28 protein-coding genes are annotated in these 25,037 nt (G+C 35.5%); 11 read left to right on the forward strand and 17 right to left on the reverse strand.

Annotation, left to right across the window (positions count from 1 at the left end; all coding sequences use genetic code 11):
* Nucleotides 1-3: 3 nt before the first annotated feature.
* Nucleotides 4-354 carry an aspartate 1-decarboxylase gene (gene panD, locus EGI05_RS06890; RefSeq protein ID WP_123262299.1) on the reverse strand — a complete coding sequence of 117 codons (351 nt, stop codon included), beginning with the start codon at nt 352-354 and terminating at the stop codon, nt 4-6.
* 399 nt (nt 355-753) lie between these two features.
* Between panD and EGI05_RS06895 the strand changes: the two genes are divergently transcribed.
* Nucleotides 754-1,044 (forward strand): HU family DNA-binding protein, encoded by a 291-nt coding sequence (locus EGI05_RS06895; RefSeq protein WP_047097388.1) that lies wholly within the window; start codon nt 754-756, stop codon nt 1,042-1,044.
* 72 nt (nt 1,045-1,116) lie between these two features.
* Here the strand turns inward: EGI05_RS06895 and pdxH are convergent, their stop codons facing one another.
* Entirely contained in the window at nt 1,117-1,758 is a 642-nt protein-coding gene (pdxH, locus tag EGI05_RS06900; RefSeq protein ID WP_123262300.1) for a pyridoxamine 5'-phosphate oxidase, read from the reverse strand.
* Between the two features lie 24 nt (nt 1,759-1,782).
* Between pdxH and EGI05_RS06905 the strand changes: the two genes are divergently transcribed.
* Nucleotides 1,783-2,331 (forward strand): YqgE/AlgH family protein, encoded by a 549-nt coding sequence (locus EGI05_RS06905; protein WP_123262301.1) that lies wholly within the window; start codon nt 1,783-1,785, stop codon nt 2,329-2,331.
* A 113-nt stretch (nt 2,332-2,444) separates the two neighbouring features.
* Nucleotides 2,445-3,026, forward strand: a complete 582-nt coding sequence (locus EGI05_RS06910; protein WP_123262302.1) for an N-acetylmuramoyl-L-alanine amidase family protein — start codon at nt 2,445-2,447, stop codon at nt 3,024-3,026.
* 94 nt (nt 3,027-3,120) lie between these two features.
* On the opposite strand, the gene EGI05_RS06915 is transcribed toward EGI05_RS06910, so the two are convergent.
* The 13 genes from EGI05_RS06915 to EGI05_RS06975 form a co-directional block, all read right to left on the reverse strand.
* A complete protein-coding gene (locus tag EGI05_RS06915; RefSeq protein ID WP_123262303.1) occupies nt 3,121-3,930 on the reverse strand; it encodes an aminotransferase class IV in 810 nt (269 codons plus the stop codon).
* A 77-nt stretch (nt 3,931-4,007) separates the two neighbouring features.
* Nucleotides 4,008-4,394 (reverse strand): START-like domain-containing protein, encoded by a 387-nt coding sequence (locus EGI05_RS06920; protein ID WP_121460200.1) that lies wholly within the window; start codon nt 4,392-4,394, stop codon nt 4,008-4,010.
* Between the two features lie 190 nt (nt 4,395-4,584).
* A complete protein-coding gene (locus EGI05_RS06925) occupies nt 4,585-5,766 on the reverse strand; it encodes an aspartate aminotransferase family protein (protein ID WP_394337975.1) in 1,182 nt (393 codons plus the stop codon).
* Nucleotides 5,767-5,908: 142 nt separating this feature from the next.
* Nucleotides 5,909-6,685 (reverse strand): hypothetical protein, encoded by a 777-nt coding sequence (locus tag EGI05_RS06930; RefSeq protein WP_123262304.1) that lies wholly within the window; start codon nt 6,683-6,685, stop codon nt 5,909-5,911.
* A gap of 1 nt (nt 6,686) precedes the next feature.
* A complete protein-coding gene (locus tag EGI05_RS06935; RefSeq protein WP_123262305.1) occupies nt 6,687-7,514 on the reverse strand; it encodes a hypothetical protein in 828 nt (275 codons plus the stop codon).
* Nucleotides 7,515-7,518: 4 nt separating this feature from the next.
* Nucleotides 7,519-8,421, reverse strand: coding sequence for a hypothetical protein (locus EGI05_RS06940; protein WP_123262306.1), 903 nt, complete (start codon nt 8,419-8,421; stop codon nt 7,519-7,521).
* 340 nt (nt 8,422-8,761) lie between these two features.
* Complete coding sequence (locus EGI05_RS06945; protein WP_123262307.1) at nt 8,762-10,504, reverse strand: OstA-like protein; 1,743 nt, start codon at nt 10,502-10,504, stop codon at nt 8,762-8,764.
* Between the two features lie 3 nt (nt 10,505-10,507).
* On the reverse strand, nt 10,508-10,981 hold the full coding sequence (locus EGI05_RS06950) for a Fur family transcriptional regulator (RefSeq protein ID WP_034709941.1): 474 nt from the start codon (nt 10,979-10,981) through the stop codon (nt 10,508-10,510).
* 66 nt (nt 10,982-11,047) lie between these two features.
* Nucleotides 11,048-13,042 (reverse strand): KUP/HAK/KT family potassium transporter, encoded by a 1,995-nt coding sequence (locus EGI05_RS06955; RefSeq protein WP_123262308.1) that lies wholly within the window; start codon nt 13,040-13,042, stop codon nt 11,048-11,050.
* A gap of 122 nt (nt 13,043-13,164) precedes the next feature.
* On the reverse strand, nt 13,165-14,145 hold the full coding sequence (locus EGI05_RS06960) for a pyruvate dehydrogenase complex E1 component subunit beta (RefSeq protein WP_123262309.1): 981 nt from the start codon (nt 14,143-14,145) through the stop codon (nt 13,165-13,167).
* Between the two features lie 111 nt (nt 14,146-14,256).
* Entirely contained in the window at nt 14,257-14,676 is a 420-nt protein-coding gene (locus EGI05_RS06965; protein ID WP_123262310.1) for a DUF2147 domain-containing protein, read from the reverse strand.
* Between the two features lie 158 nt (nt 14,677-14,834).
* Entirely contained in the window at nt 14,835-15,686 is an 852-nt protein-coding gene (locus EGI05_RS06970) for a lysylphosphatidylglycerol synthase transmembrane domain-containing protein (protein WP_166668302.1), read from the reverse strand.
* A complete protein-coding gene (locus EGI05_RS06975) occupies nt 15,683-16,621 on the reverse strand; it encodes a glycosyltransferase family 2 protein (protein ID WP_123262312.1) in 939 nt (312 codons plus the stop codon). Before EGI05_RS06975 ends, EGI05_RS06970 begins: the two co-directional genes overlap by 4 nt.
* Nucleotides 16,622-16,711: 90 nt before the next feature.
* Here EGI05_RS06975 and EGI05_RS06980 point away from each other — a divergent pair, with 90 nt between their 5' ends.
* Entirely contained in the window at nt 16,712-18,322 is a 1,611-nt protein-coding gene (locus tag EGI05_RS06980) for an ArnT family glycosyltransferase (protein WP_134197338.1), read from the forward strand.
* A 30-nt stretch (nt 18,323-18,352) separates the two neighbouring features.
* Here the strand turns inward: EGI05_RS06980 and EGI05_RS06985 are convergent, their stop codons facing one another.
* Complete coding sequence (locus EGI05_RS06985) at nt 18,353-19,033, reverse strand: hypothetical protein (protein ID WP_134197335.1); 681 nt, start codon at nt 19,031-19,033, stop codon at nt 18,353-18,355.
* Nucleotides 19,034-19,088: 55 nt separating this feature from the next.
* Here EGI05_RS06985 and EGI05_RS06990 point away from each other — a divergent pair, with 55 nt between their 5' ends.
* The 5 genes from EGI05_RS06990 (at nt 19,089) to EGI05_RS07010 (ending at nt 23,188) form a co-directional block, all read left to right on the forward strand.
* Nucleotides 19,089-19,787, forward strand: coding sequence for a CDP-alcohol phosphatidyltransferase family protein (locus EGI05_RS06990; protein ID WP_123262315.1), 699 nt, complete (start codon nt 19,089-19,091; stop codon nt 19,785-19,787).
* A gap of 85 nt (nt 19,788-19,872) precedes the next feature.
* Complete coding sequence (locus EGI05_RS06995) at nt 19,873-20,637, forward strand: 3'-5' exonuclease (RefSeq protein ID WP_123262316.1); 765 nt, start codon at nt 19,873-19,875, stop codon at nt 20,635-20,637.
* A 38-nt stretch (nt 20,638-20,675) separates the two neighbouring features.
* Nucleotides 20,676-21,281 carry a fumarylacetoacetate hydrolase family protein gene (locus EGI05_RS07000; RefSeq protein WP_123262317.1) on the forward strand — a complete coding sequence of 202 codons (606 nt, stop codon included), beginning with the start codon at nt 20,676-20,678 and terminating at the stop codon, nt 21,279-21,281.
* Nucleotides 21,282-21,452: 171 nt separating this feature from the next.
* Complete coding sequence (locus EGI05_RS07005; RefSeq protein WP_123262318.1) at nt 21,453-22,595, forward strand: T9SS type A sorting domain-containing protein; 1,143 nt, start codon at nt 21,453-21,455, stop codon at nt 22,593-22,595.
* A gap of 155 nt (nt 22,596-22,750) precedes the next feature.
* Nucleotides 22,751-23,188 (forward strand): universal stress protein, encoded by a 438-nt coding sequence (locus tag EGI05_RS07010; protein ID WP_123262319.1) that lies wholly within the window; start codon nt 22,751-22,753, stop codon nt 23,186-23,188.
* A 70-nt stretch (nt 23,189-23,258) separates the two neighbouring features.
* Here the strand turns inward: EGI05_RS07010 and EGI05_RS07015 are convergent, their stop codons facing one another.
* Nucleotides 23,259-23,492, reverse strand: coding sequence for a DUF6341 family protein (locus EGI05_RS07015; RefSeq protein WP_123262320.1), 234 nt, complete (start codon nt 23,490-23,492; stop codon nt 23,259-23,261).
* Between the two features lie 42 nt (nt 23,493-23,534).
* Here EGI05_RS07015 and EGI05_RS07020 point away from each other — a divergent pair, with 42 nt between their 5' ends.
* The gene (locus EGI05_RS07020) at nt 23,535-24,440 is read left to right on the forward strand and encodes a DUF6427 family protein (RefSeq protein ID WP_123262321.1); all 906 of its coding nucleotides are present in this window, start codon (nt 23,535-23,537) and stop codon (nt 24,438-24,440) included.
* A gap of 6 nt (nt 24,441-24,446) precedes the next feature.
* Complete coding sequence (locus EGI05_RS07025) at nt 24,447-25,031, forward strand: DUF3109 family protein (protein WP_123262322.1); 585 nt, start codon at nt 24,447-24,449, stop codon at nt 25,029-25,031.
* Nucleotides 25,032-25,037 lie beyond the last annotated feature (6 nt).

Here is a 25,037-nt window from a genome sequence, read left to right on the forward strand (position 1 = left end):
GAATTAGGTAAGAAGATTTGTTTTTTCGTCAGGAAAAACAATTTTAGGCTGGAAGTTTTTAGCTTCTTCAGGGGTCATCTGCGCGTAGGCAATGATAATAATGATATCATCTTTCTGTACTTTTCTTGCCGCAGGACCGTTCAGGCAAACTTCACCGGACTTTCTTTTTCCTTTGATAACGTAAGTATCAAACCGCTCTCCGTTATTTACATTCACGATATAAACCCTTTCTCCTACTACTAAACCCGCTGCTTCTATAAGATCTTCATCGATCGTTATGCTCCCAATATAATTAAGGTCAGAGGCTGTTACTCTCACCCTGTGAATTTTAGACTTGAAAACTTCTATTAACATGCTGCAAATTTATTAATAAAAATTTATAAAATGAGCTTTTAGACTGATTTTAAAACTATCAGAAACACAGACATTTAATTTTATTAAAAATAATTTTTTTGAACTTTACTTGTAGAATTAACAACCATATCAACAAAAGCATTGACAGATTTTACTTAAATTTAGAATTTAATAAACGTAAAAAATAATTTACATTTTTTGCTAAAGTCAATACACATAAGCATTTGGCACGATTTTAGTGACGGGTAACGTAGATTTTTCGTGAAAAGTTAAATTATCATATTTCAACCGTTTTCATTAAAAATCAAAAGGATTACACAAATTTTAATAAAAAAATTGCACAATTAGAAAATTGTATTATATTTGCTCTAATTACAACTAACTTTAATATTAAAAATTATGAACAAGTCTGAATTAATCGACGCAATCGCAAAAGATGCAGGAATTACTAAAGTTGCAGCTAAAGCTGCTTTAGAATCTTTTATTTCTAACGTAACTTCTACTTTAAAGAAAAAAGACGGAAAAGTTTCTTTAGTAGGTTTCGGAACTTTCTCAGTTGCTGAGAGAGCTGCTAGACAAGGTATCAACCCTGCAACTAAAAAACCAATCAAGATTGCTGCTAAAAAAGTTGCTAAATTCAAGGCTGGAGCTGATCTTTCAAACGCAGTTTCAGGGGCTAAGAAAAAATAATCATTCAGATTAGAAAAAATCAAACCTCATCTTCACGGATGAGGTTTTTTATTTAAGGATTTTTCTCAATATCTAAGGGGCTAAGCGGGAAATTTTCCAATCAAATCCTTCCAACTGATAAACAATTCTGTCATGCAATCTGTTAGGTCTTCCCTGCCAGAATTCAATTTCATAAGGCTTTGCAAGATAACCACCCCAATTTGCTGGTCTTGGAACTTCATTACCTTCATATTCTTTCTCCAATTGTTTTAGTTTTTCTTCCAAAAACGCTCTGTCCGGAACTACCTGGCTTTGCGGTGAAGCTGCTGCGCCAAGCTGGCTTCCTTTTGGTCTTGAATGAAAATATCCATCACTAAGATTTCCTGCCACTTTTTCCAATTCCGCTTTTATAATGATCTGTCTTTCCAGACTGGGCCAGAAAAAATGCAGGCAGGCTTTATGGCTTCGTTCTATGGCCTTTCCTTTTTTGCTGTCATAATTCGTATAGAAAATAAATCCTTCGTGAGTATAGGCTTTCAGTAGAACCATTCTGGTGCGTGGACAACCATCTTCTTCTACAGTGGAAATCGCCATAGCATTGGCTTCAGATACAGATGGATCTTCACTCGCATCCAAAAACCAGTCCCTAAACTGTTCCAGTGGATTTTGTTTTATCTCACTTTCAATAAGTTGAGATTTAGCATAGATTTTTCTTTTATCGTGAAGGTTTTCCATAAATATTTTTTATTAAATTTGAGTATGAATTACTCATACAAAGGTAAAATATTAATTTCCACCCCTGATATTTCCGGAGACATTTTTTCCAGATCTGTTGTTTTGGTTATTGACCATAACGAAAGTGGCGCATTTGGATTAATATTGAATAAGAAAAACAGCCAGATGAGTAGCCGGTTTAAAAACTTTTTTGAATTTAAGATTGATGTATATGATGGCGGCCCTGTGGAAAATGATAAAGTTTTCTTTATTGTGAAAGGGAAAAAAGTAACCGAAGCCTATACTGAAATTACAGAAGAATTCTATTTAACAGAGGACATCGAAAATATCATCAACTCTATTCTAAATCATGAGCTTGAGATTGGCGATGTAAAAATCTTCTCAGGATATTCTGGATGGTCTGCCATGCAGCTTGATAATGAAATTCAGAGAAAAATGTGGACGGTAGTGGATATTTATAATTTAGATTATACACTACCGAATGATCAGACTTTATGGAAATCCATCATGCAAAACCTGGGTGGAGAATATCTTCTTTGGGCCAATTCACCTGAAGATATTTCACTGAATTAAAGGCTGTTATTATTTTGATCAAGGCAATTTATATAATTAACAAATTTTAAGATTGCTTTAACCAATTTTAAAAAAAGAATTTCCGTTATTTGATAAACCAAAAATCACCGAAAATGAAAGCACTCAAATTACTTGCTTTATCTCTTTTTTCAACAGCATTTTTATCCTTTACACCTGTTAAAAAGAAGTATATTGTAATTGATGCCGGACATGGTGGTAGCGATCTTGGCGCAACCCATACTAATTTTTCCGAGAAACAAATCGTGCTTGATATTGCAGAGCAGATTCATGAAATCAATGAATCACAGGAAAAGTATGAGGTCTTTTTAACAAGAGATTCTGATGAGTACAAAACTCTTTCTGACAGAACAAAAAAAATCAACGAATTGAGCCCTGTAATGGTTATTTCCTTACATATGAACTCAACACCTGAAACAGAAACTTCCAAACAAGGACACGAAATTTTTGTACAATCTTCCGAAGAATCTAAAAAAATAGCAACACATATTACCAATAAATTAGGAAAATGCAATATTACAGAGCGTAATCTGCATATCCTGAGAGAAACACAGGCTCCTGCCGTTGTGGTTGAACTTGGCTATCTTAACAATACTAAAGACAGGGATTACTTGACGAGCAAAAAAGGACAAAAAGAAATTGCACAGAAATTCGTAGATTTTTTCAACGAATACTAAAATATACCTAAAAAACAATTTCTGATTTACTCAGAATAAAACCCGGTAAAGGACTTTTGGAACTTTGTTGTTTACCGGGTTTGTCAATTTTTTTTTAAAAACTTTTCTTCCAATCTTCCACCAGTTCAGAAAACCGTGAATTCCCGAAAGTCTTGTTTCTTATCTTACCAACAGAAAATATGCCTTTTTCATCAGAAACCAGCAATATCTCTTCTGCTTTTTGAGATTCAAAAGCAATAATCTCATGTTCCTGTATATCTGCAAGATTATTTTTATGTAAAAAAGTGACAAAATTTTCCAGTAAAGGAGAAATATACGCTCCTTCTGATTGTTTTGGAATTTTGATCACATCACCTTCTAAAAACAACAAGTTTCCAAAGGTTGAACGCGCTATTCTTTTATTAGGATTCAATAAAATAACATCATCCAGATCATTTTCCTGAGCATAAATGCTTCCATAAATATTTTCCGGGCAGTGAACCCTGATATTGCTTAGCAGGTTGTTGTTGACATTAATTTCTTTTATCAGATCTAATTCCAATAACCTTGAATGAACCGCCAGAACATCATCCATTTCATCTACTTCATAGAAATAAGACACGGATGATTTTGAAAGCGTAAGACCATCTGAATTCCTAAAAACAAGGAAATTGATAATCCCATTCTTTATTCCTTTGCTTTCTATAATTTCTGTATTAAAAAGTGACTGGAAGTATTCCAAGGTATAGGTTAATGGAATATTCAGTCTCATTTTTCTCATGGAAGCCATTAAGAAAAAATAGCATTCTTCATCCATGATAAGCTTGGAATCTCTTATAAAAAATGAAGCTTTGACTGCATCCCCAAATAAGAATGCTCTATTCTTCACCTGTAATCCGTCCGATGTAAAATATTGATTTTCCAAAGTATAATTTGATTTATTGATAAAAAAATAATGAACGATAAATCGTTCATCAGTTTAATCGTTTGGTTTCACAGCTCTTAAGCAGCTCCTAATTTTATTCTGAGGTTTTCGATAAGGTTTTCCCAATACATTGCATTTTCTTCTTCATCCCCTTCATCGCAGAAATCTGTGATGTTTAAAGATAGGTCCTCAGTAATATCATCAATAACAATAGTCATTTCAAAGAAGTTTTTGGTTCCTTCATCTTCTTCCCATCTGAAACGTACAAAACCTTCAGGTTTATATCGGATTAAAGTGGCTTTCTCGGCAGGCCCGCCTCCCCAGCTAAAATAGAAATCATCACCTTTCTCTACAACCTCATCTGCAAACCATTCTGACAATCCTTCTGCAGTGGCTAGATATTCATATAAAATTTCTGAAAGACAGTGCATTGGAAACTCGTAATGGACTTTATGTTTCGCCATATAATCTTTGTTTTAATCGTCACGCAATATATAAATTAATTTTTTTATTACACAAAAATGTATTTACTTTTTTATATAATATGCATGATATTTATCAGAGATTTTCAAATATTTATTGAGTCGTTTTTAAGGCGCAAAAATCTTACTTTTTTAACATAATATTCCCCTTTCTTTTGAAAGGGGAATATTATTAATTTTCATTTAAAACATCCAGGATAATTTGACAACCTTTTTTTATTTCATCCAAAGAAATTGTTAATGGTGGGGAGATCCTCAGATATTCATTTCTATAGAGCTGCCAGAAAACGATCAGTCCTTTTTCCATGCATTTTTTAGCGACTTCTAAAGTGTATTCCGGGTTTTCCAGATTTACCGCCAGCATTAAGCCTTTTCCGTTGATATTCTTAATTTTAGGATGTACCAGAAGCTCCCTGAACAGCTTTTCCTTTTCTTCTACCTGATTCATTAATCCGCTTTCTAACACTTCTTTTAAGGTAGCGTAGCTGGAAGCTGCAATTAAAGGATTTCCTCCAAAAGTAGTAATATGTCCTAATTTAGGCGAATGAGCCAATGTTCCCATAATTTCTGAAGAGCTCATAAATGCACCCACCGGAACCCCGCCTCCCATTCCTTTCCCCATCACTAAGATGTCAGGAACGATTCCGAAATGTTCAAAAGAAAACAGTTTTCCGGTTCTTCCGAATCCGGGTTGAATTTCATCCAGGATCAAAAGAGCCCCCACTTCTTCACATCTTTTTTTTAGTTTTTTCAGATAATCCTGTTCCGGAACCAGAAAACCTGCTGCTCCCTGAATCGTTTCCAAAATTACACATGCGGTTTTTTCAGTAATTTTATTAAAATCATTTTCGTTATTAAACTCAATAAAATTTACCAGTGGTAATAACGGACGGAATTCTCTTTTATGAGTTTCATTTCCTGATACGCTTAATGCTCCGTGGGTATTTCCATGATAAGAATTCTTAAATGAAACGATTTCTTCTCTTCCAGTATATCTTTTGGCTAATTTCAAACTTCCGTCAATTGCCTCAGCTCCGCTGTTTACCAAATAGGTGACTTCCAGAGGGTCGGGGGTAGCTTCTGCTAATAATTTACATAACGCTACAGGTTTTTCCTGGGCATATTCTCCATATACCATAACATGAAGGTATTTCTCTGCTTGCTCTTTTATTGCATTTACAACTTTAGGATGGGAATGTCCCAAAGTATTAGCAGATACTCCGGCCACAAAATCCAGATACTGCTTTCCATCCGTCCCGAAAATATAGCTTCCTTCTGCCTTTTCAACTTCAAAACCGGCGGCAAACTTTGTTGTTTGTGCCTGATATGTAAAAAAATCCTTTTGCAATCCCATGGAATAAAAATTTCAGCAAAGCTAAAAAACATTCATCAAACGCCGAAATTATCCCGATAGATTAAAAAAATCGCCCTTAAAAAATTTCAAGGACGATCCACCAAATCACAAAATATTAAAAAAATATAGTCATCAATTGTGTTTATAGAACCTTTTCTACTGTTACATAGCTTGTGTTTGTTACGGAGTATGAAGTTGTTCCTCCAATTTCGGAAATAGCTTCCAGTGTAATATATTGTCCCTGAACCGCATATACGGAAAAATCCAGATTAATTTTGCGGTTGGTTCCATCATAATTCACAGTGCTTTCCAGCAATTGAAAGCGTTTTACATCATTTACATATAAACTCGCTCCTAATCTGTTACTGAATGAACCGGCGGGGCCTGTAAAATTCAGATTTAAATTAATTCTGTATAACCCTGTCTGCCGAATATAAAGCCTGTTAAGATCGGTACCGGATGTGGGAACATTGGTTTTCAGCCTTAATGGATCTGCCAAAAAATTAGGCTTGTCAATTAATGAATTGATCGGCAATAAAACTGCCCCTGAAGTAGTAGAAACTGCATTAAGCTGAAATCTTGAAATATTGTCTGATTCCACTTCAAATGCTTTACTCCAAACCAAGCCGTCAAAAACCATGGCCTGGCCGGTACTTTTCACAAACAAAAGCATTCCTCTTAGCTCTTCGATTCTTGTAACCGGAGCATTAACTCCCGTATAGGGAAGATCTGTATCGGTTTCTACAGCCGGAAGCCCGAAACCTTTAATCCCCGCAGATTCACTTGTATTTGTAATGTACATCATTACCTGATCATTGCCATTGGCATTAGAATCTGGATTGGGAATACTGGTAAAGTTGACCTGTGCATTGTATATATTCAATACCAACAGCGACAGGCATACTATATATTTTTTCATCTTAATAAGCTTTAATTAAACGTGCTGCGATATATGAACTAATACTATTGGTATCTGTACCATAAGCTGCCAAAGCACCTCCTGAAACAGCATTGGAGCTTATTTCTGGGACAACCCTTAATTCTGCACCGGCGGGTAAGGAGATAGTCTGTGAAAAACTTGAAGTCTTATTCCCCGCAGTGTCCACAATAAACACGATAGAGTAATTGGTTTTGGATACTACAGTTTCCCAATCCGAAGCAGGAGTGTATTTTACCTGTAAAGTCAATTTAAATTCTGTAATTCCGGCCTGGAAACCAAAACTTCCTCCAGTAAAACCTAATGAAACACCAACATCATAAATACCATTTTGCTTTATCGTAACCGTACTTGCATTCTTCAATAAAAGATTGTCTACGAGAACCTGGCTTTTGTTATCTGGGACCAGGAAATCAGGTGTGTTTCCTGAGAAGCAGAATCCTATTCCAAACGACAAACATGGAATCGTAACTCCAGAGGAAACACCAAGCCTTGAAGCTTTGGATTGATTAATCCCTTGTATTTGTCTGGCCGGGTTCCATGCAAAACCATCGTATTTATAATATTGATCATCATTCTTATTATAGATCAAGCCCCCAACAAGATTTGGATAATCATCAAATACATCTGTTGCTGATGCATTGTATTTGGGAAAAGAGGTATAGATATTAGCATAAGGAAGTATAACCCCTTTTGTTCCATCTACTATTTTCAATATGTTCTTATTGCTGCTCACATTACTGCCTATTACAGACTGAGCTTGGATACCACATTGAAAAAGCAGCACCATAATAATTGAAATCTTTTTCATCTTATTACATGTTTATTTTTTCAATGATAATTTCTGATACGGCATTTCCCGTATTGCTTAAAGCAAAAAACATATTATTGCCTCCAAGCACACCAGTACAGGCGCCCGTTCCAATGTTTTGTGTTCCCCCAAGAGTTAATCTCAGTTTATCTCCTGCATTAAAGACTCCCACGTAAGTAAATGCAAGAGACTGCCCTACATCAATAGAACCCGGAGCCAATGTAGTTACTGATAGTGCTCCCGCAGTAGAAGAACTTGCTGTATTATTAATAGGCCTCCATGTAGGATCCGCAGTGGTACTGAGTTCCAGATTAAGGGTAGATTGAAGATTAATAACCACCCCAAGACATAATGGTGTGCTTATATCTACCGCACCACTTTTAAAGGATATTTTATATAATCCCCTGGAATTAATATTAATTACATTACTGGTAGCAGCAGCTAATGAAACATTTGCAGAGATTTCGTTAAAGCTGGGGCTGCTGGTTGTGAAATTGATATTTTGGGTAGTACACGTCCTCACAGTTAAGCCACAGGCTAACCCACAGGTACCACAGTTTGAAGTTACTGTTCCCGTGCGTACGAACCTGGCCATTTTATTGTTTTTCATGACGGTAACAATGGGATCTGAAATTTTCCACGTTGCACCATCGTTCTGAACAATACTTCCTGTTTCTCTGTTAAAGATAACCGAAGCCTGAGTTCCGTTTCCTGTTGTACCTGTAGCTGATGCCGGCAATAATGAAGCCAGATTGCTTCGAGGTAAACGAGCAGCAAAATTATCCTGCTTTACATGTAATTGTGTTCTTGAGTCAGGTTGGAATGACGTACTTTTTGAAATCCCTACCTGAGCATTGATTTTGAGACCATAGATCATGAAAATCAAGAAAATAATTTTTCGTTTCATTGTGTTGTGTTTTTTTTATTTCTTGATGAAATAAATATAGAAAATATTGAATACCTGATTATAAATTTTGTAATGTATTACATAATACACCTAAAATTTACTAAGTCTTTCCACTGTGAGTTAAAAAATAATTAACCAAACCACCAATCCATTCACCTTTTAACATTCACTATTTATTGAATAAAAATTCCTAGTGATAAAGTGAAATATTTATAAATTTAACAGTATATACCCCCATTTTACCCAAAAACAAATCACCATTTCCGGGTACAGAAATGGTGATTTATATTATTTATCAAAAAAATAGATGAATTTATTTAATATTCACCAAATAGTGATTCTACTTTCTTACTCTTTTAGGTTTCTTGGCTTCTTCTTTCGCTTTTTCTTTCTCTACAGCTTCTTGCGCCTTGTCATACAGTGTGTTATCAGCTTCATACTTTATTTCTTCATAATTCGGGCTATCAACCAAAATATCCTGCCATTTTCTTATTCTGTCCCTGGTATTCCAGTTGAAGTCCGGAAATTTCCTTTTGGAAGGTTCCAACATACTCATAGGATAGGTATCGGAAGTAGCACCAATACTGCATGAAATAATCTGTAATGCCTTTTCTTCAAACAATGCTCCTATAATTCCGCAAGAAGATAAGGTAATCCCTATTCTTTCTTTTTGCTTAGTCTGTTGGTTTTCATCATCTACATAAACAATGGACTGGGCGTTCCCAATTACTTTTGCTTCTTTTATATTATTCCCTTCATAATACACCGTCATTAGCTTTCCTTTTACCTGATTGAACTCATCTTTATTGTTCAAGGAGTCCACTTTGCTTATAGCAAAGGCATTTCCGATCACTTTTAGAGAATCTATGTTTTCAGTTTCCGTATTGAAATAGGCTTCCACTTTATCTCCTGTAACCTGTTTTTCCCCACTCCACAGAATAGGTTTTGTATACATATGCAAAATACCGTCTGTCTCATTGAAGGCAATAGAATCTGCTCTCCCCTGTGCATTGGATTTGTAGAATCTTCCTTTTCTGAACGCTCTCAGGAAGCTTTTTTTCTTGGTGGCATCTGCAGAATCCGGCTTTTGATAGGAAATAATTTTTTCAGAGGCAAAATAGATGGAATCCTTTTCCAGAATTTTAACGGCATAAGGGCTTTTCGTCATCATGGCAGAGTCTTTCTTTTCAAAGATCTCCCCATATCCCCCTTTGATATACCGCCTTTCTAACGGATCATCAAGCGTTACATTTCCCGTTGCTTTTCCAAAACCGGTAAGTTGGTTGTAATACATATCGTCTCCGGTAAGAATCTTATCATTATAAAAAATCTTGGAATTCTTATTAAGATAAGCTTCTTTGGTATTCATTTTATAAGTACCTCTTTCCGTATATACCCTGTTTTTAGGGTTGGCACGGTTGGTAATAGTTGTCGGACCAAAGAATTCGGCAACTTTTGTATTTTGGTTTTGCTTGATATTGACTCCTTCGACGATATAATCCGGGCTATCTATTTTTACATTTCCTACGAAATCAATCATTTTGGTATCAAGGAAATAAGTAGCGGACTTGGTGTACATCACATTCTGACCGTCTGAAATGGTTCCTCCGGTATTAAAATAAGCTTGATTGGAAAGCCTGTCATAATACATGATATCGGTTCGGATCGTTTGTTTCGGATCAGTAAGAATTACGTTTTTTCTGGCAACTCCTTTCTGAGTATTACCATCATACTCCATTTCTCCGGCCGTAATTACTGAACCATCCGTATTTTGAAGTTTGGTATTCCCTATTGCTTTAACAAAGTTTTCTTCACTATAGATCACAACTTCATCCGCAGTAAGGACAGACCCCTGATGTTCTACCTGAACATTTCCCAAAAGATATTGGTTCCCGTCGTATTTATTGGGATCTTTTTTTAGATAATCAGCATGAATAATTTTGACCTTTTCACCGGGTTTCAGCTGTTGTGGCTGGTTTTTTACAGGGTTTTGCAAATAAGGATCTCTCTGCGCAGGTTTTGGTGTGTCCTGTGCAAATGTCATTGCAGAAATAAAAACTAACAGAAAAAAAATTAGCCTCATTGATTAGTCATTCTTAGTGCCATAAAAATATAGCGAATGAGAATCAATTTTTACGCCAAATGCATCTTCAATTGCTTCTTTTATCCCTTGAATCCTTGGATCACAAAACTCAATGATCTCTTCAATTTCTTTATCAGAATCTTTTTTGTAGATCACCAAATGGTCATGCTGCTTATCAAAATAAGATTTCTCATACGATGAAGAAGTAAGGGTTTTTTCTCCAAACTGATGTTTACGGATCAGACCGGCATCAAGGAAAATTTCAATTGTGTTATAAATGGTTGCTTTAGATACGTGATATTTTTTCTGCATCATCAGAAGATATAGATCATCTACATTAAAGTGGTGATCCATATTATAAATCTCTTCCAATATGGTATATCTTTCAGGTGTATTTCTGAACCCTTTTTCCAAAAGGTAGTTCCTTAAAACATCCTTGATTAAAGCAATATTTTTTTCTTTTTGTATTGTATCCATCAAAAAAATTATCTACAAATTTATTGATTTTTATTTAAATAGATATTGATGTTCCGGGTTTAAGAATTAATTATGATAACGGATAAATTCTGCCTGTTCAATTTTAGAACCAGCCACACATTCTTCTGTCATTGGCGCTGATTCCACGACTACATTATGAGTTGTAACCCCCCAAGCTTTAAAATCATCACTTCCGATATACTTCACAAAGTTGTAAATATTCATCGTAATCTTCTGTTTAACAGTAAGAAGCATATCATTGATATAGGTATTATCAATAATCACATACTTTAAATCCGGAGGAATATTGTAGGCTCTTAACGAAGGGTGACTACTTCTGGAAGGAATAGTTCCGTCCGCCATCAGATCTTTTAAAACCATATCAAAATAATCGTTGATCCTTCTATCGATTTTAAATCCTAAAAGGAAGTTAACTTTATAAATGGTACCCGGAAGAATTTCATCCACACTATATTTAAAAGTATAAGGATCTTCCTGATTGACGATATTAAGAATAAAATAATGATCGGCTCTTTTAGGCTGCTTCTTAATGATGGAATAAATGATTTTAGATTCCACTTCATCATTTCTTTTGGCTCTACTCAGATAGGCAAGATTGGTAGCATATTTTGGAATCGTTTCGTCCAGCTTCATATCCTTAATAATGGAAACATAATTATTCAGTTTAACGAACTTGATAAATTTGGTTTTGATCAATCTACCATTATACCAAGCATACATACAAACCCCTATAAATCCTCCAAGAACAACTGTAATCCAACCGCCATCAAGGAATTTGATGATATTGGCACTAAAGAATCCTAATTCTATTGCCATATACACTGCCGCAAAAACAAGTATGAATAATTTATTTACTCTGTGTTTTAGTAGCCAGAAAACCAATAAAATAGTGGTCATCAACATGGTTACTGTAATGGAAAGCCCGTATGCCGCCTCCATCTTACCTGATTCTTTAAAGTGAAGAACAACAATGATACAGAAGATTAAAAGTCCCCAATTGATTCTCGGAATATACATCTGCCCTTTAACCCCTGAAGGATAATCAATTTTCTGATTAGGCCATAAATTCAAAGACATTGCTTCGGAGAAGATGGTAAAAGAACCTGTAATCAAAGCCTGACTGGCAATAATAGCAGCTGCTGTTGCCAACACTACTCCCGGCACAATCATCCACTCTTCCATAATCCCGAAAAAAGGATTCACAACTGAAAAGCCAGGTTTACCATGATTCGTTAAAAGCCACGCTCCTTGTCCAAGATAATTTAGAATAAGCATGATTTTTACAAAAACCCAACTTACCCTGATATTTTTCGCACCACAGTGTCCAAGATCAGAATATAGTGCTTCAGCTCCTGTTGTACAAAGAAAAACAGCGCCAAGAATAATAATGGCACTTGGTGAGTTCACTATAAGCTTATAGGCATAATAGGGATTGAATGATCTTAAAATTTCAAGATTTTCGCTCAAGTGAGAAATTCCCAATCCTCCTAAAACCAAGAACCAGATCACCATAACCGGGCCAAAGAATTTACCTATAAAGCTGGTTCCAAACTGCTGTACTACAAATATGACAATGAGAATTCCAATTGTAATGGGTACAACGGGTGTATGAGGATTGTATATTTCAAGACCTTCAATAGCAGACATTACTGTAAGTGAAGGAGTAATAACTCCATCTGCTACCAAAGCTGCTGCTCCCACAATAGCGATTAGGTACAGCCATCTTTTTTTGAGGTTTTTAACCAATGAAAAAAGTGCCAGAATACCTCCCTCTCCTTTGTTATCTGCCCTTAAAGCAATAACTACATATTTCAAAGTGGTCTGAAGCGTCAATGTCCAAATAATACAGGAAAGTGCTCCTTCTATATATTCATTGAAAGGCATATTGCTCCCTCCGTCTCTTGCATTCACAATCGCTTTCATTACGTAAAGCGGTGAAGTACCTATATCTCCGAAAACAATACCCAGAGAAACCAGAACCCCAATAAAAGAAAGCTTCTTGATGTCAAAGTGGTGACCACCTTCTGTAACTTCTGCCATATCAGCAATTTTAAATTTTAAAAGCGCAAATTTAAATTAAATTTATATCCCACAGCATTTTTCTTCATGAATATAATAAATGAAAAAACTTCCTTTCGGAAGTTTTTCTCTATAATCTATAATTATTTAACGTACATTGCTTTTTTGATTTCTTCTTTAACTTTTTCAAGTTTAGGGAACCATTCTGCGAATAAAGCTGCGGAGTATGGTGCAGGTGCATCAGGAGTAGTAATTCTCTTGATAGGAGCATCCAAATAATCGAATGCTTTTTGCTGTACCATGTATGTGATTTCAGAAGAGATGGAAGCAAATGGCCAAGCTTCTTCCAAAATTACCAGTCTATTTGTTTTCTTAACAGAAGCTAAGATAGTATCAAAATCCAACGGACGAACGGTTCTTAAATCGATTACCTCCACTGAAATTCCTTCTTTAGCCAAATCTTCAGCAGCCTGAATAGCCAATTTCATGATTTTCCCAAAAGAAACCAACGTTACATCTTTTCCTTCTTTCTTGATATCTGCCTTTCCTAATGGTAGGTAGTATTCTTCTTCAGGGATTTCCATTTTGTCTCCATACATCTGCTCAGATTCCATGAAGATTACCGGATCGTTATCCTGAATAGCAGTTTTTAATAATCCTTTAGCATCGTAAGGGTTGGAAGGAACCACTACTTTAAGTCCCGGACAGTTTGCATACCAGCTTTCAAAAGCCTGAGAGTGGGTAGCCCCCAATTGTCCCGCAGAAGCGGTAGGACCACGGAATACAATCGGGCAGTTCCATTGTCCGCCACTCATCTGACGGATTTTCGCTGCGTTATTAATAATCTGATCGATTCCTACTAAAGAGAAATTGAACGTCATAAATTCAACAATTGGCCTATTCCCATTCATTGCAGCTCCAACGGAAATTCCCGCGAAACCAAGTTCAGCAATTGGGGTATCGATTACTCTTTTAGGACCAAATTCATCCAGCATTCCTTTTGAAGCTTTGTATGCACCATTGTATTCTGCAACTTCTTCCCCCATCAGATAGATGGATTCGTCTTTACGCATTTCCTCGCTCATTGCCTGTGCAATTACTTCACGAAAAGTATATTCTGCCATATTTTTTTGAAAAATTAGAGTACAAAAATAGTTATTTTTTTATTATTCACATAGCAAAAACGACATCTCATTTGAATGAAATGCCGTTTATTAATTTTATTTAAACTGTAATTAATTTACTTTAGACCAGGTTTGTGTTCTTCCGATCAGGGATAATCCAATGTAACCTCTTACGTTTAACTGATCTCCGCTTCTTTTGATGGTACATTTATATGTTTTACCAGTTTTGGGATCTGTAATAGTTCCTCCTGTAAACTCATCCCCATCTTTTTTTAATCCTCTGATGATTTCCATCCCGAGAATTGGTTTGTTTTTTCTGTCATCTTTACAATCCACACAATTAGGATTCGCAGGCTTTATCAAAAGTTGGGTAACTTTTCCATAGTATTTCCCATCAGACTTTTTATAGATCTCTACAATAGATTTTGCCTGTTTTGTTTCATCATCTACTGTTTTCCATTTGCCTTCGATCTGAGCAAAAGACATTACTCCAAATAATGAAAGCACGAATGTTAATAATAATTTTTTCATATTTCTTATCTATTTAATTCTAATAAAATATTTTTGTTGTCTATCTATTGCTAAAAATATAAATTAATTTCAAACAAACAAAAACTTTTATTATCCTAGGCATATATAACAATACATATACCAAATTTTATAATTAAACAGATATTAAACGAGGAATATTATTGAAGACGGACCGTAAATTTTTTCAGTTGAAAACAAATCCCGACTAATGCTACCATTGCCGTAATGAAAGAAAACAGCATTGCCGTAGAAACAGAGATATCTGCATTGAAGGTAAAATATTGAGCAGCCTTCATGAACAGCCATTCTCTAACCCCGATTCCTGAAAAGGAAATCACACTTAAAACTGCACTGATCAGGAACACAATAAAGTAAATCCAAAGGTCTTCCACCTGTGTAAATGATTGGAGAATGAAATAAATAGATAGCAACTGACACACCTGTACACCTAAAGAATACAATAAGGTTTTATAAAATATTCTTTTAAATTCAGGGAAAAACCTCATAAAAAACAATCTTGCCACAGCTATCGTTACCACTACTGCAGGAATAATCAAAAGTTTATAATATCCCGAAAGCAATGGAAGTGCAAGGATTTCTATCAATACAATAATTGCAAGTAATCCTGAAAGCCTGTCACAAAAAACGGATTTCGTCAATTTCCTGGCACTCCACCCAAATTGTTTGTTCAAAACATATACTTTGTAAGCATCTCCTCCTATTCCGCCGGGAATAAAGAAGTTGTAAAACATGCCAATCAGGTAAAGCTTCAGATTATCCATTTTATGGATCAAAAACTTATTCGAATGAAAGTACAACAACAATCTTTCTGAAGAAATAATCTGAGATGCAATAAACGTGATTAAAGCAATGATTAAAAAATAGTATTTGCTCGTCTTAATAAGTTCCCAAACATCTGAAAAAGGCACTTTCCTGAAAACAAAATACAGCAAAAGCAAGCTAATGCCAATTTTCAGGGACGTAACTGCTATTTTTTTGAATTTTTTCAAAAAGTAGAAATTTTTCTGATATTGAACGGACGTTTTTTCTGGGATTCATAATAGGTCTTCATCAAAAGATCTATGATAATCCCTGTTGTGAAGAGCTGAATTCCAACAAAAACCAACAGAATACCCAAAATAAGCAAAGGTCTACCCCCAATAGAGTGTCCCAATATTTTAACAATAAGAAGGTAGGCATTGATCAACATTCCTAATGCAAATGCTACAATTCCGATATTTCCGAACAGATAGATCGGCTTTTGAAGATATTTCTGATTAAAAAGCAAGAGAATAAGGTCATTGATCACTTTGGTAGTTCTTCCAATCCCATATTTGGATACTCCGAACTGTCTTGCATGGTGCTTTACCGGAACTTCCGAGATTCTGGCTCCGCTAATATGAGCATGAAGGGTGATAAATCTATGGGATTCACCATATAAATCAAGATTTTTGGCCGTTTCATTGGTGAAAACCTTCAAGGCGCATCCATGGTCTTTTACATTCAGTTTAGTAGTCCTTCTGATAATGAAATTAGCTACTTTGGAAGGAAAAGTCCTTAAAAGATTGTCCTGGCGTTTCTGGCGCTTTCCAATCACAAGATCAGCTCCATCTTCATCCAGCTTATTCACCATCATCGGAATATCGGTAGGATCGTTCTGCATATCTCCATCCATGGTAATGATGTAATCTCCTGTTGCATAATCAATTCCGGCCATTAATGCAGAGCTTTGTCCGTAGTTTTTCTTCAATTCTATCAAGACCACATTCGGTGCGGCGATATCTTTGATGACTTTTACTGTTTTATCCGTTGAAAAATCATCAACCAAGATAAGTTCATAACGATAGTTTTTCAGCACGCTTTCAATAGCGGAAATAAGCAACGGGGCATTTTCTTCCTCATTGTAAAGCGGTACTACAACCGAATAAAACTTGTCTGCATTCATAGATGTAAAATATTTGCAAAGATAATCGAAATTTCAGATTACATAAAGATATTGAAGCTTTTAAATATCTTTGCAGAAATTATTCTAGTTATGAAAATCCAGCAACGGTCTTTGTTCTATTTGCTCCTGGCTGTAAGCGCAATCTTACTTTTTGCCCATTTAGGAAAATTATATGTGGATATTATGGAAGCCAGGAACTTTGTATCTGCACGGGAAATGGCAGATGACGGCCATTGGATCTTCACAACAATGAATCAACTTCCCCGGTATGAAAAACCGCCTTTACCTACATGGCTGAGTGCCTGGATGGGAGAAATTTTCAGCTTCCAGAATATAGCTGCATTGAGATTTCCTGCTGCTTTATCCTGCTTTTTGCTGGTGGTTTATTTCTATAAGATCGTTCATTTTCTAAGTAATAATTCACGTTTAGCTTTTATTTCTTCCTTGGTTTTAATTACGAATTTTCTTGTAGTCTATGTGGGAAGAAGGGCCAACTGGGATATTTACAGCTATAGTTTTATGGTGATCGGAATGTATTACTTCATTCTGGCATTAAAGGATATCAAAACGGTTCCCAATTACCTCGTTGCAGGGATTCTTTTCGGATTTTCCGTGTTAAGTAAAGGACCTACCGGGCCTTATGTATTGCTTATTCCTTTTTATCTGGGGTATCTTATTTTGTTCGGATGGCCGAAATGGAAAGAAATCCGTGGAATCATCCTATGTGCAATTGTTACCGTACTTATTGGATTTTCCTGGTATATTTATATTTATCTTGCAGACTCCGAAACATTCCTGGCTATTATGGAAAAAGAAGCAACAGCAAGAGGAAACAGGGATGTGAAACCTTTTACAAGATATTTAAGTTTTCCGGTACAGACCGGAGTATGGATTCTATACAGTGTGATCGGGCTTATTTTCCCTATGATCAAAAAGAGAACGGAACAGCCGAAAATCTATATGCTTTTCTTTTACTGGACCTTATTCTCATTGATCTTCCTCTCTTTGATCCCGTCTAAAAAAGAGCGTTACCTATTTCCGATGATGGTTCCTTTAGCCGCAACCACCGGTTATTATTTATATTATCTGTTTCAGAATTTCAATTTGAAAAAATGGGAACTTACTCTTAATAAAACGATATTCACGATTCTTGCAGTGGTTTCACTGGCAATTGCTGTAGGAATATATTTCTTACCGTTGAACATAAGTGCTTACACTGTTTTATTTTCTATTTGTGCACTTATCGCTGCTATTGGATTATTTTATTTTATTTATAAACAGACTCATTTTGAAAAGGCATTTTATATGGTGGTTTTCTTAATGGTAAGTACCGGGATATTTGGAATTCCTGTTTTAGATACTATGCTTAACAGCAATAAGAGTTTTAAAAGTCTTGCTACAATGAGAACCCAGGTTCAGAAAGAAAATACCCGAATGTATAGCTATGCGGAATATTCTCCGGAAGTGTGGTTCAGTTATCAGGAAGCCATTCCTGAGATCAAATTTGAAGATCCCAAAACCTTCCCTAAAGAAAAGGTATTTTATGTGGCTATGAACTCCAACAGCAGTGAGTTTGTAAAAAGCCTGGAAACTTTAGGAAAAGTAACGTATGTAGGAACTTTTGATGACAATGAAGAAGGTTCTCACTCTAAAAACTATTCGGAGAGAAAAATCCATTATGTTTATAAAATTGAAAAATAATAAAAAAGCGCTGATTGAATCAGCGCTTTTTTATGATGGATTTTCTTTAGAAAAAATTTCTTTGATATTGAGAGGGTTATACACGATCAGGAACATGATTAAAGCAAAAGCATATTCCCAGATTTCCCACTTCCTTGCATGATTGATCGGCACCAAAATTAAAATGGTAATAGCTACAAAAATATAAAGATGAATAGGTCTTGCTACAGAAATACCAAATGTATCGATCAGCTTTTTCATTTTAGCTGATCTATTCCATAAGAGTGGTAATACCAAAAAATAAATTCCGAAGCAGATAGACATCAGATTGGAAAAAATCAGCTTATTCAGTTTCACATCTCCTACCACCATATTATGAAGGTTGGTTTCCTGCTGCGCATTATTTTCTTTGAAAAACTCAGAAGACTGTACATTGAATATTCTCTGTCCCCAGGAAATCTCTTCCCCGCCTCCGAAGAACATTCCCAACGCCATCAACAGTACCCCCACTTTCCATAATGCTCCATAATATTTCTGATATTTAAAAAACTTGAAGAGTAAAGTAAAGCTCGTGAAAAACAAAAATATGGATGTCAGATTTTCATAAAAGCCGTCTTCTTCCACCAACCTGTCAAAAAACGAACTATCCGTAAAGAACACATAAATGGCATATATTACTGTTAATAATAGAATAACAGCAATTATTTTCTCTAATACGCTTAAATTTTTCATAAATGCAAATATAAGTAATCCTGAAATGTAAATTCTATTCTTTACTTTTGTTGTCATGAATTTCATTAAAAATAATCTTGCCAATGCGCTTACACTGGGAAACTTGTTTTCCGGTTGTGTAGGGGCAGTTCATCTTGTTTTGGGTGATTATCAGACAACGGCAATTTGTATCATTCTCTCTTTAGTCCTGGATTTTTTTGACGGTTTTGTAGCAAGAGCATTGAAATCCAACTCTAATTTAGGAGTTCAGCTGGATTCTTTGGCAGATATGGTAAGTTTCGGATTTGTTCCGGGATTGACTATGTTTGTAGCGCTGGCTCAAAATTCTAATATGGATTTTCCATGGTATTGTTATTTAGGCTTTTTAATTACTGTTTTTTCTTGTTTAAGGCTGGCTATTTTCAATCTGGATGAAGACCAGAAATATTATTTTAAAGGGCTGAACACACCTTCCAATACCGTATTGATCTTCGGATTGTATTATGCTTTTAAAGAAAACCAAAGTTTTGGATTTTTATTTGATAATATTAATTTTTTACTGGGATTAACGGTGGTTTCCTCATGGCTTCTGATCAGTCCCATCAAAATGATCGCGATGAAATTCAAATCCATGAAACTTAAGGATAATTACCCTAAACTTGCTTTACTGATCGGTGCCATTATTATTTTACTGGTCTTTAAAACAGTTGGAATTCCGCTGGTTATTATCTATTATATGATCGTTTCCTTATTATTTCAACAACAACTTAAATAAGTGATGAGTTAAGAGTTATAAGTGATCTATAAATAATCCGAAACTCTTCAAGTAACTCATAATTCATAAATTTACAACTAACAAAATGAATTTAAAACTCCATAAACCGCTGTGTATTTTTGATTTAGAAACTACCGGGACCAATATCGGAAAAGACAGAATTGTTGAGATCTGTGTTTTAAAAGTCAATCCGGATGCTTCCCGTGAAAGCAAAACATGGCGAGTAAATCCCGAAATGCCTATTCCTTTGGAATCAAGCCATATCCACGGAATATATGATGAAGATGTGAAGGAGTCTCCCACCTTCAAAGAGATTGCACCCAAAATTATGGAAATGATTTCCGGTACAGATCTGGGGGGCTTCAATTCCAATAGATTTGATGTTCCTCTTTTGGCAGAAGAACTCCTGAGGGCAGGAATTGACTTTGATCTAAATAAATTCAAGCTGGTAGACGCACAGACTATTTTCCACAAAAAAGAGCCAAGAAATCTAAGCGCCGCTTACCAGTTCTACTGTGGAAAGACTCTTGAAAATGCACATTCAGCAGAAGCTGATGTAATGGCTACGTTTGAAGTTTTGGATGCCCAGATCGGCAGATACGATGACATTCCGAAGGATATTCCTTCACTAAGCGAGTTTACTACCCAGAATAAAAATGCCGATTTGGCAGGTTTTATAGGCTTTAATGAAAAAATGGAAGAAGTTTTCAATTTCGGTAAATATAAAGGGCAATGTGTGAAAGCTGTCTTTCAGAAAGATCTTGGATATTTCGGATGGCTTCAGAATGCTGAATTTCCGTTATATACTAAGAAAATATTTACCAAAATACAGCTGTCAAGTAGGTTCTAATACAAAAAATCCTTTTTATCATATAAAGAAATATAGCTATGAAAATTATCTGCATCGGAAGAAATTACAGCGAACATGCTAAAGAATTAGGAAATGAGATCCCGGAAAATCCTGTCATATTCATGAAACCTGATACGGCAGTGTTAAAAGGCAATGATTTTTATATCCCTGAATTTTCCAGCGATGTTCATTATGAACTGGAAGTGGTTCTGAAAATTTCAAAAGGTGGAAAATACATTCAGAAAGAAACGGCCCATAAACATTATGAAGAAATAGGTCTTGGAATTGACTTTACAGCAAGGGATCTTCAAAGCGATCTTAAGTCCAAAGGCTTACCTTGGGAACTGGCAAAAGGTTTCGATGGATCTGCGGTTGTAGGAAATTTCTTTAAAAAGGAAAATTATCAGCTTGAACATCTTCAGTTCTCATTATTAAAAAATAAAGAAAAAGTTCAGGACGGTAATACGAAGGATATGATGTTCACTTTTGATGATATTATTGCTTTTATCTCTCAATATTTTACGTTAAGAGTGGGTGACCTTATTTTCACCGGTACACCTAAGGGTGTTGGAAAAGTGGAAGAAAATGATATATTGGAAGCTTTTCTTGAAGATCAAAAAGTTCTTGATATCAGAATATTATAGCAATAATAGAATAATATATAATGCGGCAGTCTTGTCACATTATTTTTTTTCAATATTATTCACATCTCTTTTAATTCTCATTTAAAAATTTAACATAAAATAATACTGGGGCAAATATTTTTTTTATCAGCGCTGATTTTCATATATTTAGCTCTACCTAAAATATTCAATATGAAAAAAAACCTATTATTTTGCTTGTCATTTCTGGCGGCAATTTTTGTCAATGCCCAAAATGACAATTGTTCGGGAGCCACTACCTTAAGTGTAGGAACCAGTTTTGCTTCAGGAGCAGTCACTTCCACTAATGTGGGTGCCACTACAGATGGCACTATTGCATCCTGCGATTCAGATGCCGCTGAAAATGTTTGGTTTAAAGTCGTTGTTCCGGCAAGTGGAAAGCTAACGATTGAAACACGGGAAGTTTCCACTTCTTTGTTTGATGATTCTGTACTTACTGTCTATAGCGGAGCCTGTGGAACTTTAACGGAAGTTGATTGTGATGACGATGGCGGCCAAGGCACTTTTTCCTTACTTTCATTAACCGGGCAAACTCCGGGCACTACCCTGTATATCAGTGTATGGAAATATGATTCGACCGTCGACAGTGGTCAATTTCAAATTTCCGCCTATGACCCTCTTCCGCCAGCTAATGATAATTGTTCAGGAGCCATTACATTAACAGTAGGAACAAATTTTGCCACGGGAGCCATTACATCCACAAATCTGGTTGCATCTACCGATGGTACGGTTCCTTCTTGTAGTGCAGATGCCGTTGAAAATGTTTGGTATAAAGTAATAGTCCCTCCAAGTGGAAACCTAACGATAGAAACACAGGAGATTTCCGGTTCTCAGTTTGATGATTCTGTACTTACCGTTTATAGCGGTTCTTGCGGTTCTTTAACACAGGTTGCCTGTGACGATGATAGTGGAGCAGGTCTTTTCTCGCTGCTTACTTTAACAGGACAAACTCCTGGTTCTACATTATACATAAGTGCATGGAAATATGATTCCGGTACGGGTAGTGGAGAATTTAAAATTTCAGCTTATGACAGCAGTTCGTTATCTACCAGTGAGGTTGCTGAGAATAAAAACAACATCAAAGTATCTCCAAATCCTTTCACTGATTTAATTACTATTTCTCATGTATCCGATGTAAAGTCAGTGGCTGTTTTAGATGTTTCCGGAAAGCTTATTAAAACCATTGAAAAACCTTCTTCATCCCTTTATCTGGGTGATCTAAAAGATGGAATCTATTTGCTTACTTTAAAAATGAATGACGGAACGGTAAAAACAATTAAAACGATAAAAAAATAGTCCGATCATACGGATATCAAAAACGAAAACAAAAGCAGCATCTATTTTGATGCTGTTTTTTATTTATAAAAGCTTTGAGTATGATAAATATTATAAGTTATTTAACATAAGATATAGCATTTTTTTACTATCTTTAAATAACAAAATGAAAGGTTATGATCAATATTGTATTACCCGTAGATTTTGGGGACAAAACGGAACAGCTGGTAGACGGCGCTATCAAATTTGCCAAACAGCTAAACGGTAAGATTTTTCTTATCCATGTGGCTCCTTCAGATATAGGCTTTGCCATTGGTGATATGGGTTTTCAGTATTTCCCTGAGGTTGAAGAAAATGAGATCAGGGAAGAGCTTATTCAGCTCAATAAGATCGAGCAAAGAATCCTGGCTCATGATGTAGATTGTGAGCATCTTTTGAAACAAGGTATCGCCAAAGACATTATCCTGGAATATGCAAAAGCAAAAAATGCCGATTACATTGTTATGGGCTCCCATGGAAGAAGTGGAATTTATGATGTTTTCGTAGGAAGCTTAACGAAAGGCTTAACTAAAAGCTCATCAATTCCTGTTTTGGTGCTCCCGATTCACGACTAAATTTTAATCGTTAATAAAAAAACCGATCAAACAAATTGTTTGATCGGTTTTTTACTATATAACCAATTAATTAACCTTCTTTTTTATAGATCTTAGGATCGTAGTAAGGGTGTTTCCCTTCTGTAGGAGAATAATAGTCTTTGTCTTTATCGCCACCTAGTGTAACTACCAAAACATAGCACCAATACGTGAACAATACACAGCAAACGATAAATAAAATCCAGTTTAAAACATTTCCAAAGGTATCAAAAAAACCGAAAGACCATTTGAAAACTTTACTTAAGAATAACCAGAAAGACGTCATTATTTTCCTTTTTTAAATTAACTTTGCACAAATTTATAAAAAATGTTTAAATTACTTTCAAAAGAAAGCAATATTTTTTCAATTCCTGTTTATATTGGTTTTCTTCTTTTAGTAGTTATAATATTTAACATACTGAATTTCAACACTTATGAAGCCATTGTTGCCGGAATTACCTTTCTGGGAATTGCTTTGGCTTATTTTTGTTTTCATACCATAGCCCTTAATTATCAGACCCATCTGCCTTTGTTCCTGTATACTGTTTTTGTATTCGGGCTTTATCCAGGACATCTGGACATAGGTATTGCAGTAGCGCTTCTTACGAATTCTTTTCTTTTACTGCTTTTAACGAGTACCAATGAAGATATCCGTAAGAAATCTTATGTATTGGTTGGTTCCATCGTGGCATTGAATTTCATTTTTCTTCCCACCACCTGGCCTATGGCCTTGTTTGTGATCATCCACGTTATTGCTACATCGGAGAAGATCGCTTTAAATCTTTTCAGATTCTTTTTGGGAATCATTCTTATCGCATTCAGCTATTTCTCAGTTATGTTTTTCCTTAGATTCACAACATGGAATCCGGATTATTTTCCGTTTGGAAAAATGCATTTTGTGATGGATTACCGCAATGTGCTACCTTTAATTCCCATTGCTCTGATGCTGATCTATGCAGTATATGACCATTTCAGAAATTACAATAAGAAGAGCCCGATAAGCAGGTATAAATACACTTTTTTACTTGTTTTCTCTCTGGCTCAGCTGGTTACTATTATTCTTTATATGAATAAAAGTTATGAATATTTATTGCTGTTGGCTTTCCCTTCGAGCATCATTCTGAGCAGAATGCTGAGATTTCTGCCTAAATACTGGATGCAGGAAGTAAGCTTATGGTTGATTATTATTAGTTTAATTACCTTTAAAGCAGGTACCTATTTTCAATTATTTTAAAAGATTATGATTCAGATTGATGATAAATTGATCTCTGAGGATATATTTTCCGAAGAGTTTGTATGCAACCTTACAAAATGTAAAGGTGCGTGTTGTGTGGAAGGAGATGTAGGTGCTCCATTGGATAAAGATGAGCTTGAAATTTTAGACAGCATTTTTGATAAGATAAAACCATACCTTACTCAGGAAGGCATCAAAGCTTTAGAAGAACAGGGAACATGGACCACAGATCCTTCTGACGGAATGTATGTAACTCCTATGGTGGAAGACCGTGAGTGCGCTTACGTAACTTTCGATGAAAGAGGAATCACCAAGTGCGGTATTGAAAAGGCCTACGAAGATGGTGCCATTGACTGGCAAAAACCAATTTCCTGCCACCTCTACCCGATCCGTGTAACGGAGTATTCCTCATTTACCGCTTTAAATTATCATGAATGGAGTGTGTGCAGTGATGCATGTACTTTAGGAAAGGAATTACAGGTTCCTGTCTATAAATTCCTGAAAACACCATTGATAAGAAAATACGGAGAAGATTTCTACACTGTATTAAGCGAAGCTGCCGAGGAATGGAAAAAGGAATATGGTTCTTAAATAAAA

The sequence above is a fragment of the Chryseobacterium daecheongense genome, from assembly GCF_003729955.1.
Taxonomy (GTDB): domain Bacteria; phylum Bacteroidota; class Bacteroidia; order Flavobacteriales; family Weeksellaceae; genus Chryseobacterium; species Chryseobacterium daecheongense.

Excerpts from the sequence above, each read along its gene's own strand:
- pdxH (WP_123262300.1), bottom strand. The coding sequence starts at position 1,758 with ATGGAAAACCTTCACGATAAAAGAAAAATCTATGCTAAATCTCAACTT.
- EGI05_RS06905 (WP_123262301.1), top strand. The coding sequence starts at position 1,783 with ATGAATTACTCATACAAAGGTAAAATATTAATTTCCACCCCTGATATT.
- EGI05_RS06930 (WP_123262304.1), bottom strand. The coding sequence starts at position 6,685 with ATGAAAAAATATATAGTATGCCTGTCGCTGTTGGTATTGAATATATAC.
- panD (WP_123262299.1), bottom strand. The coding sequence starts at position 354 with ATGTTAATAGAAGTTTTCAAGTCTAAAATTCACAGGGTGAGAGTAACA.
- EGI05_RS06910 (WP_123262302.1), top strand. The coding sequence starts at position 2,445 with ATGAAAGCACTCAAATTACTTGCTTTATCTCTTTTTTCAACAGCATTT.
- EGI05_RS07000 (WP_123262317.1), top strand. The coding sequence starts at position 20,676 with ATGAAAATTATCTGCATCGGAAGAAATTACAGCGAACATGCTAAAGAA.
- EGI05_RS07015 (WP_123262320.1), bottom strand. The coding sequence starts at position 23,492 with ATGACGTCTTTCTGGTTATTCTTAAGTAAAGTTTTCAAATGGTCTTTC.
- EGI05_RS07025 (WP_123262322.1), top strand. The coding sequence starts at position 24,447 with ATGATTCAGATTGATGATAAATTGATCTCTGAGGATATATTTTCCGAA.
- EGI05_RS07010 (WP_123262319.1), top strand. The coding sequence starts at position 22,751 with ATGATCAATATTGTATTACCCGTAGATTTTGGGGACAAAACGGAACAG.
- EGI05_RS06960 (WP_123262309.1), bottom strand. The coding sequence starts at position 14,145 with ATGGCAGAATATACTTTTCGTGAAGTAATTGCACAGGCAATGAGCGAG.
- EGI05_RS06895 (WP_047097388.1), top strand. The coding sequence starts at position 754 with ATGAACAAGTCTGAATTAATCGACGCAATCGCAAAAGATGCAGGAATT.
- EGI05_RS06940 (WP_123262306.1), bottom strand. The coding sequence starts at position 8,421 with ATGAAACGAAAAATTATTTTCTTGATTTTCATGATCTATGGTCTCAAA.
- EGI05_RS06995 (WP_123262316.1), top strand. The coding sequence starts at position 19,873 with ATGAATTTAAAACTCCATAAACCGCTGTGTATTTTTGATTTAGAAACT.
- EGI05_RS06935 (WP_123262305.1), bottom strand. The coding sequence starts at position 7,514 with ATGAAAAAGATTTCAATTATTATGGTGCTGCTTTTTCAATGTGGTATC.
- EGI05_RS06920 (WP_121460200.1), bottom strand. The coding sequence starts at position 4,394 with ATGGCGAAACATAAAGTCCATTACGAGTTTCCAATGCACTGTCTTTCA.
- EGI05_RS06975 (WP_123262312.1), bottom strand. The coding sequence starts at position 16,621 with ATGAATGCAGACAAGTTTTATTCGGTTGTAGTACCGCTTTACAATGAG.
- EGI05_RS07005 (WP_123262318.1), top strand. The coding sequence starts at position 21,453 with ATGAAAAAAAACCTATTATTTTGCTTGTCATTTCTGGCGGCAATTTTT.
- EGI05_RS06945 (WP_123262307.1), bottom strand. The coding sequence starts at position 10,504 with ATGAGGCTAATTTTTTTTCTGTTAGTTTTTATTTCTGCAATGACATTT.
- EGI05_RS06925 (WP_394337975.1), bottom strand. The coding sequence starts at position 5,766 with ATGGGATTGCAAAAGGATTTTTTTACATATCAGGCACAAACAACAAAG.
- EGI05_RS06990 (WP_123262315.1), top strand. The coding sequence starts at position 19,089 with ATGAATTTCATTAAAAATAATCTTGCCAATGCGCTTACACTGGGAAAC.
- EGI05_RS06985 (WP_134197335.1), bottom strand. The coding sequence starts at position 19,033 with ATGAAAAATTTAAGCGTATTAGAGAAAATAATTGCTGTTATTCTATTA.
- EGI05_RS06955 (WP_123262308.1), bottom strand. The coding sequence starts at position 13,042 with ATGGCAGAAGTTACAGAAGGTGGTCACCACTTTGACATCAAGAAGCTT.
- EGI05_RS06950 (WP_034709941.1), bottom strand. The coding sequence starts at position 10,981 with ATGGATACAATACAAAAAGAAAAAAATATTGCTTTAATCAAGGATGTT.
- EGI05_RS07020 (WP_123262321.1), top strand. The coding sequence starts at position 23,535 with ATGTTTAAATTACTTTCAAAAGAAAGCAATATTTTTTCAATTCCTGTT.
- EGI05_RS06980 (WP_134197338.1), top strand. The coding sequence starts at position 16,712 with ATGAAAATCCAGCAACGGTCTTTGTTCTATTTGCTCCTGGCTGTAAGC.
- EGI05_RS06965 (WP_123262310.1), bottom strand. The coding sequence starts at position 14,676 with ATGAAAAAATTATTATTAACATTCGTGCTTTCATTATTTGGAGTAATG.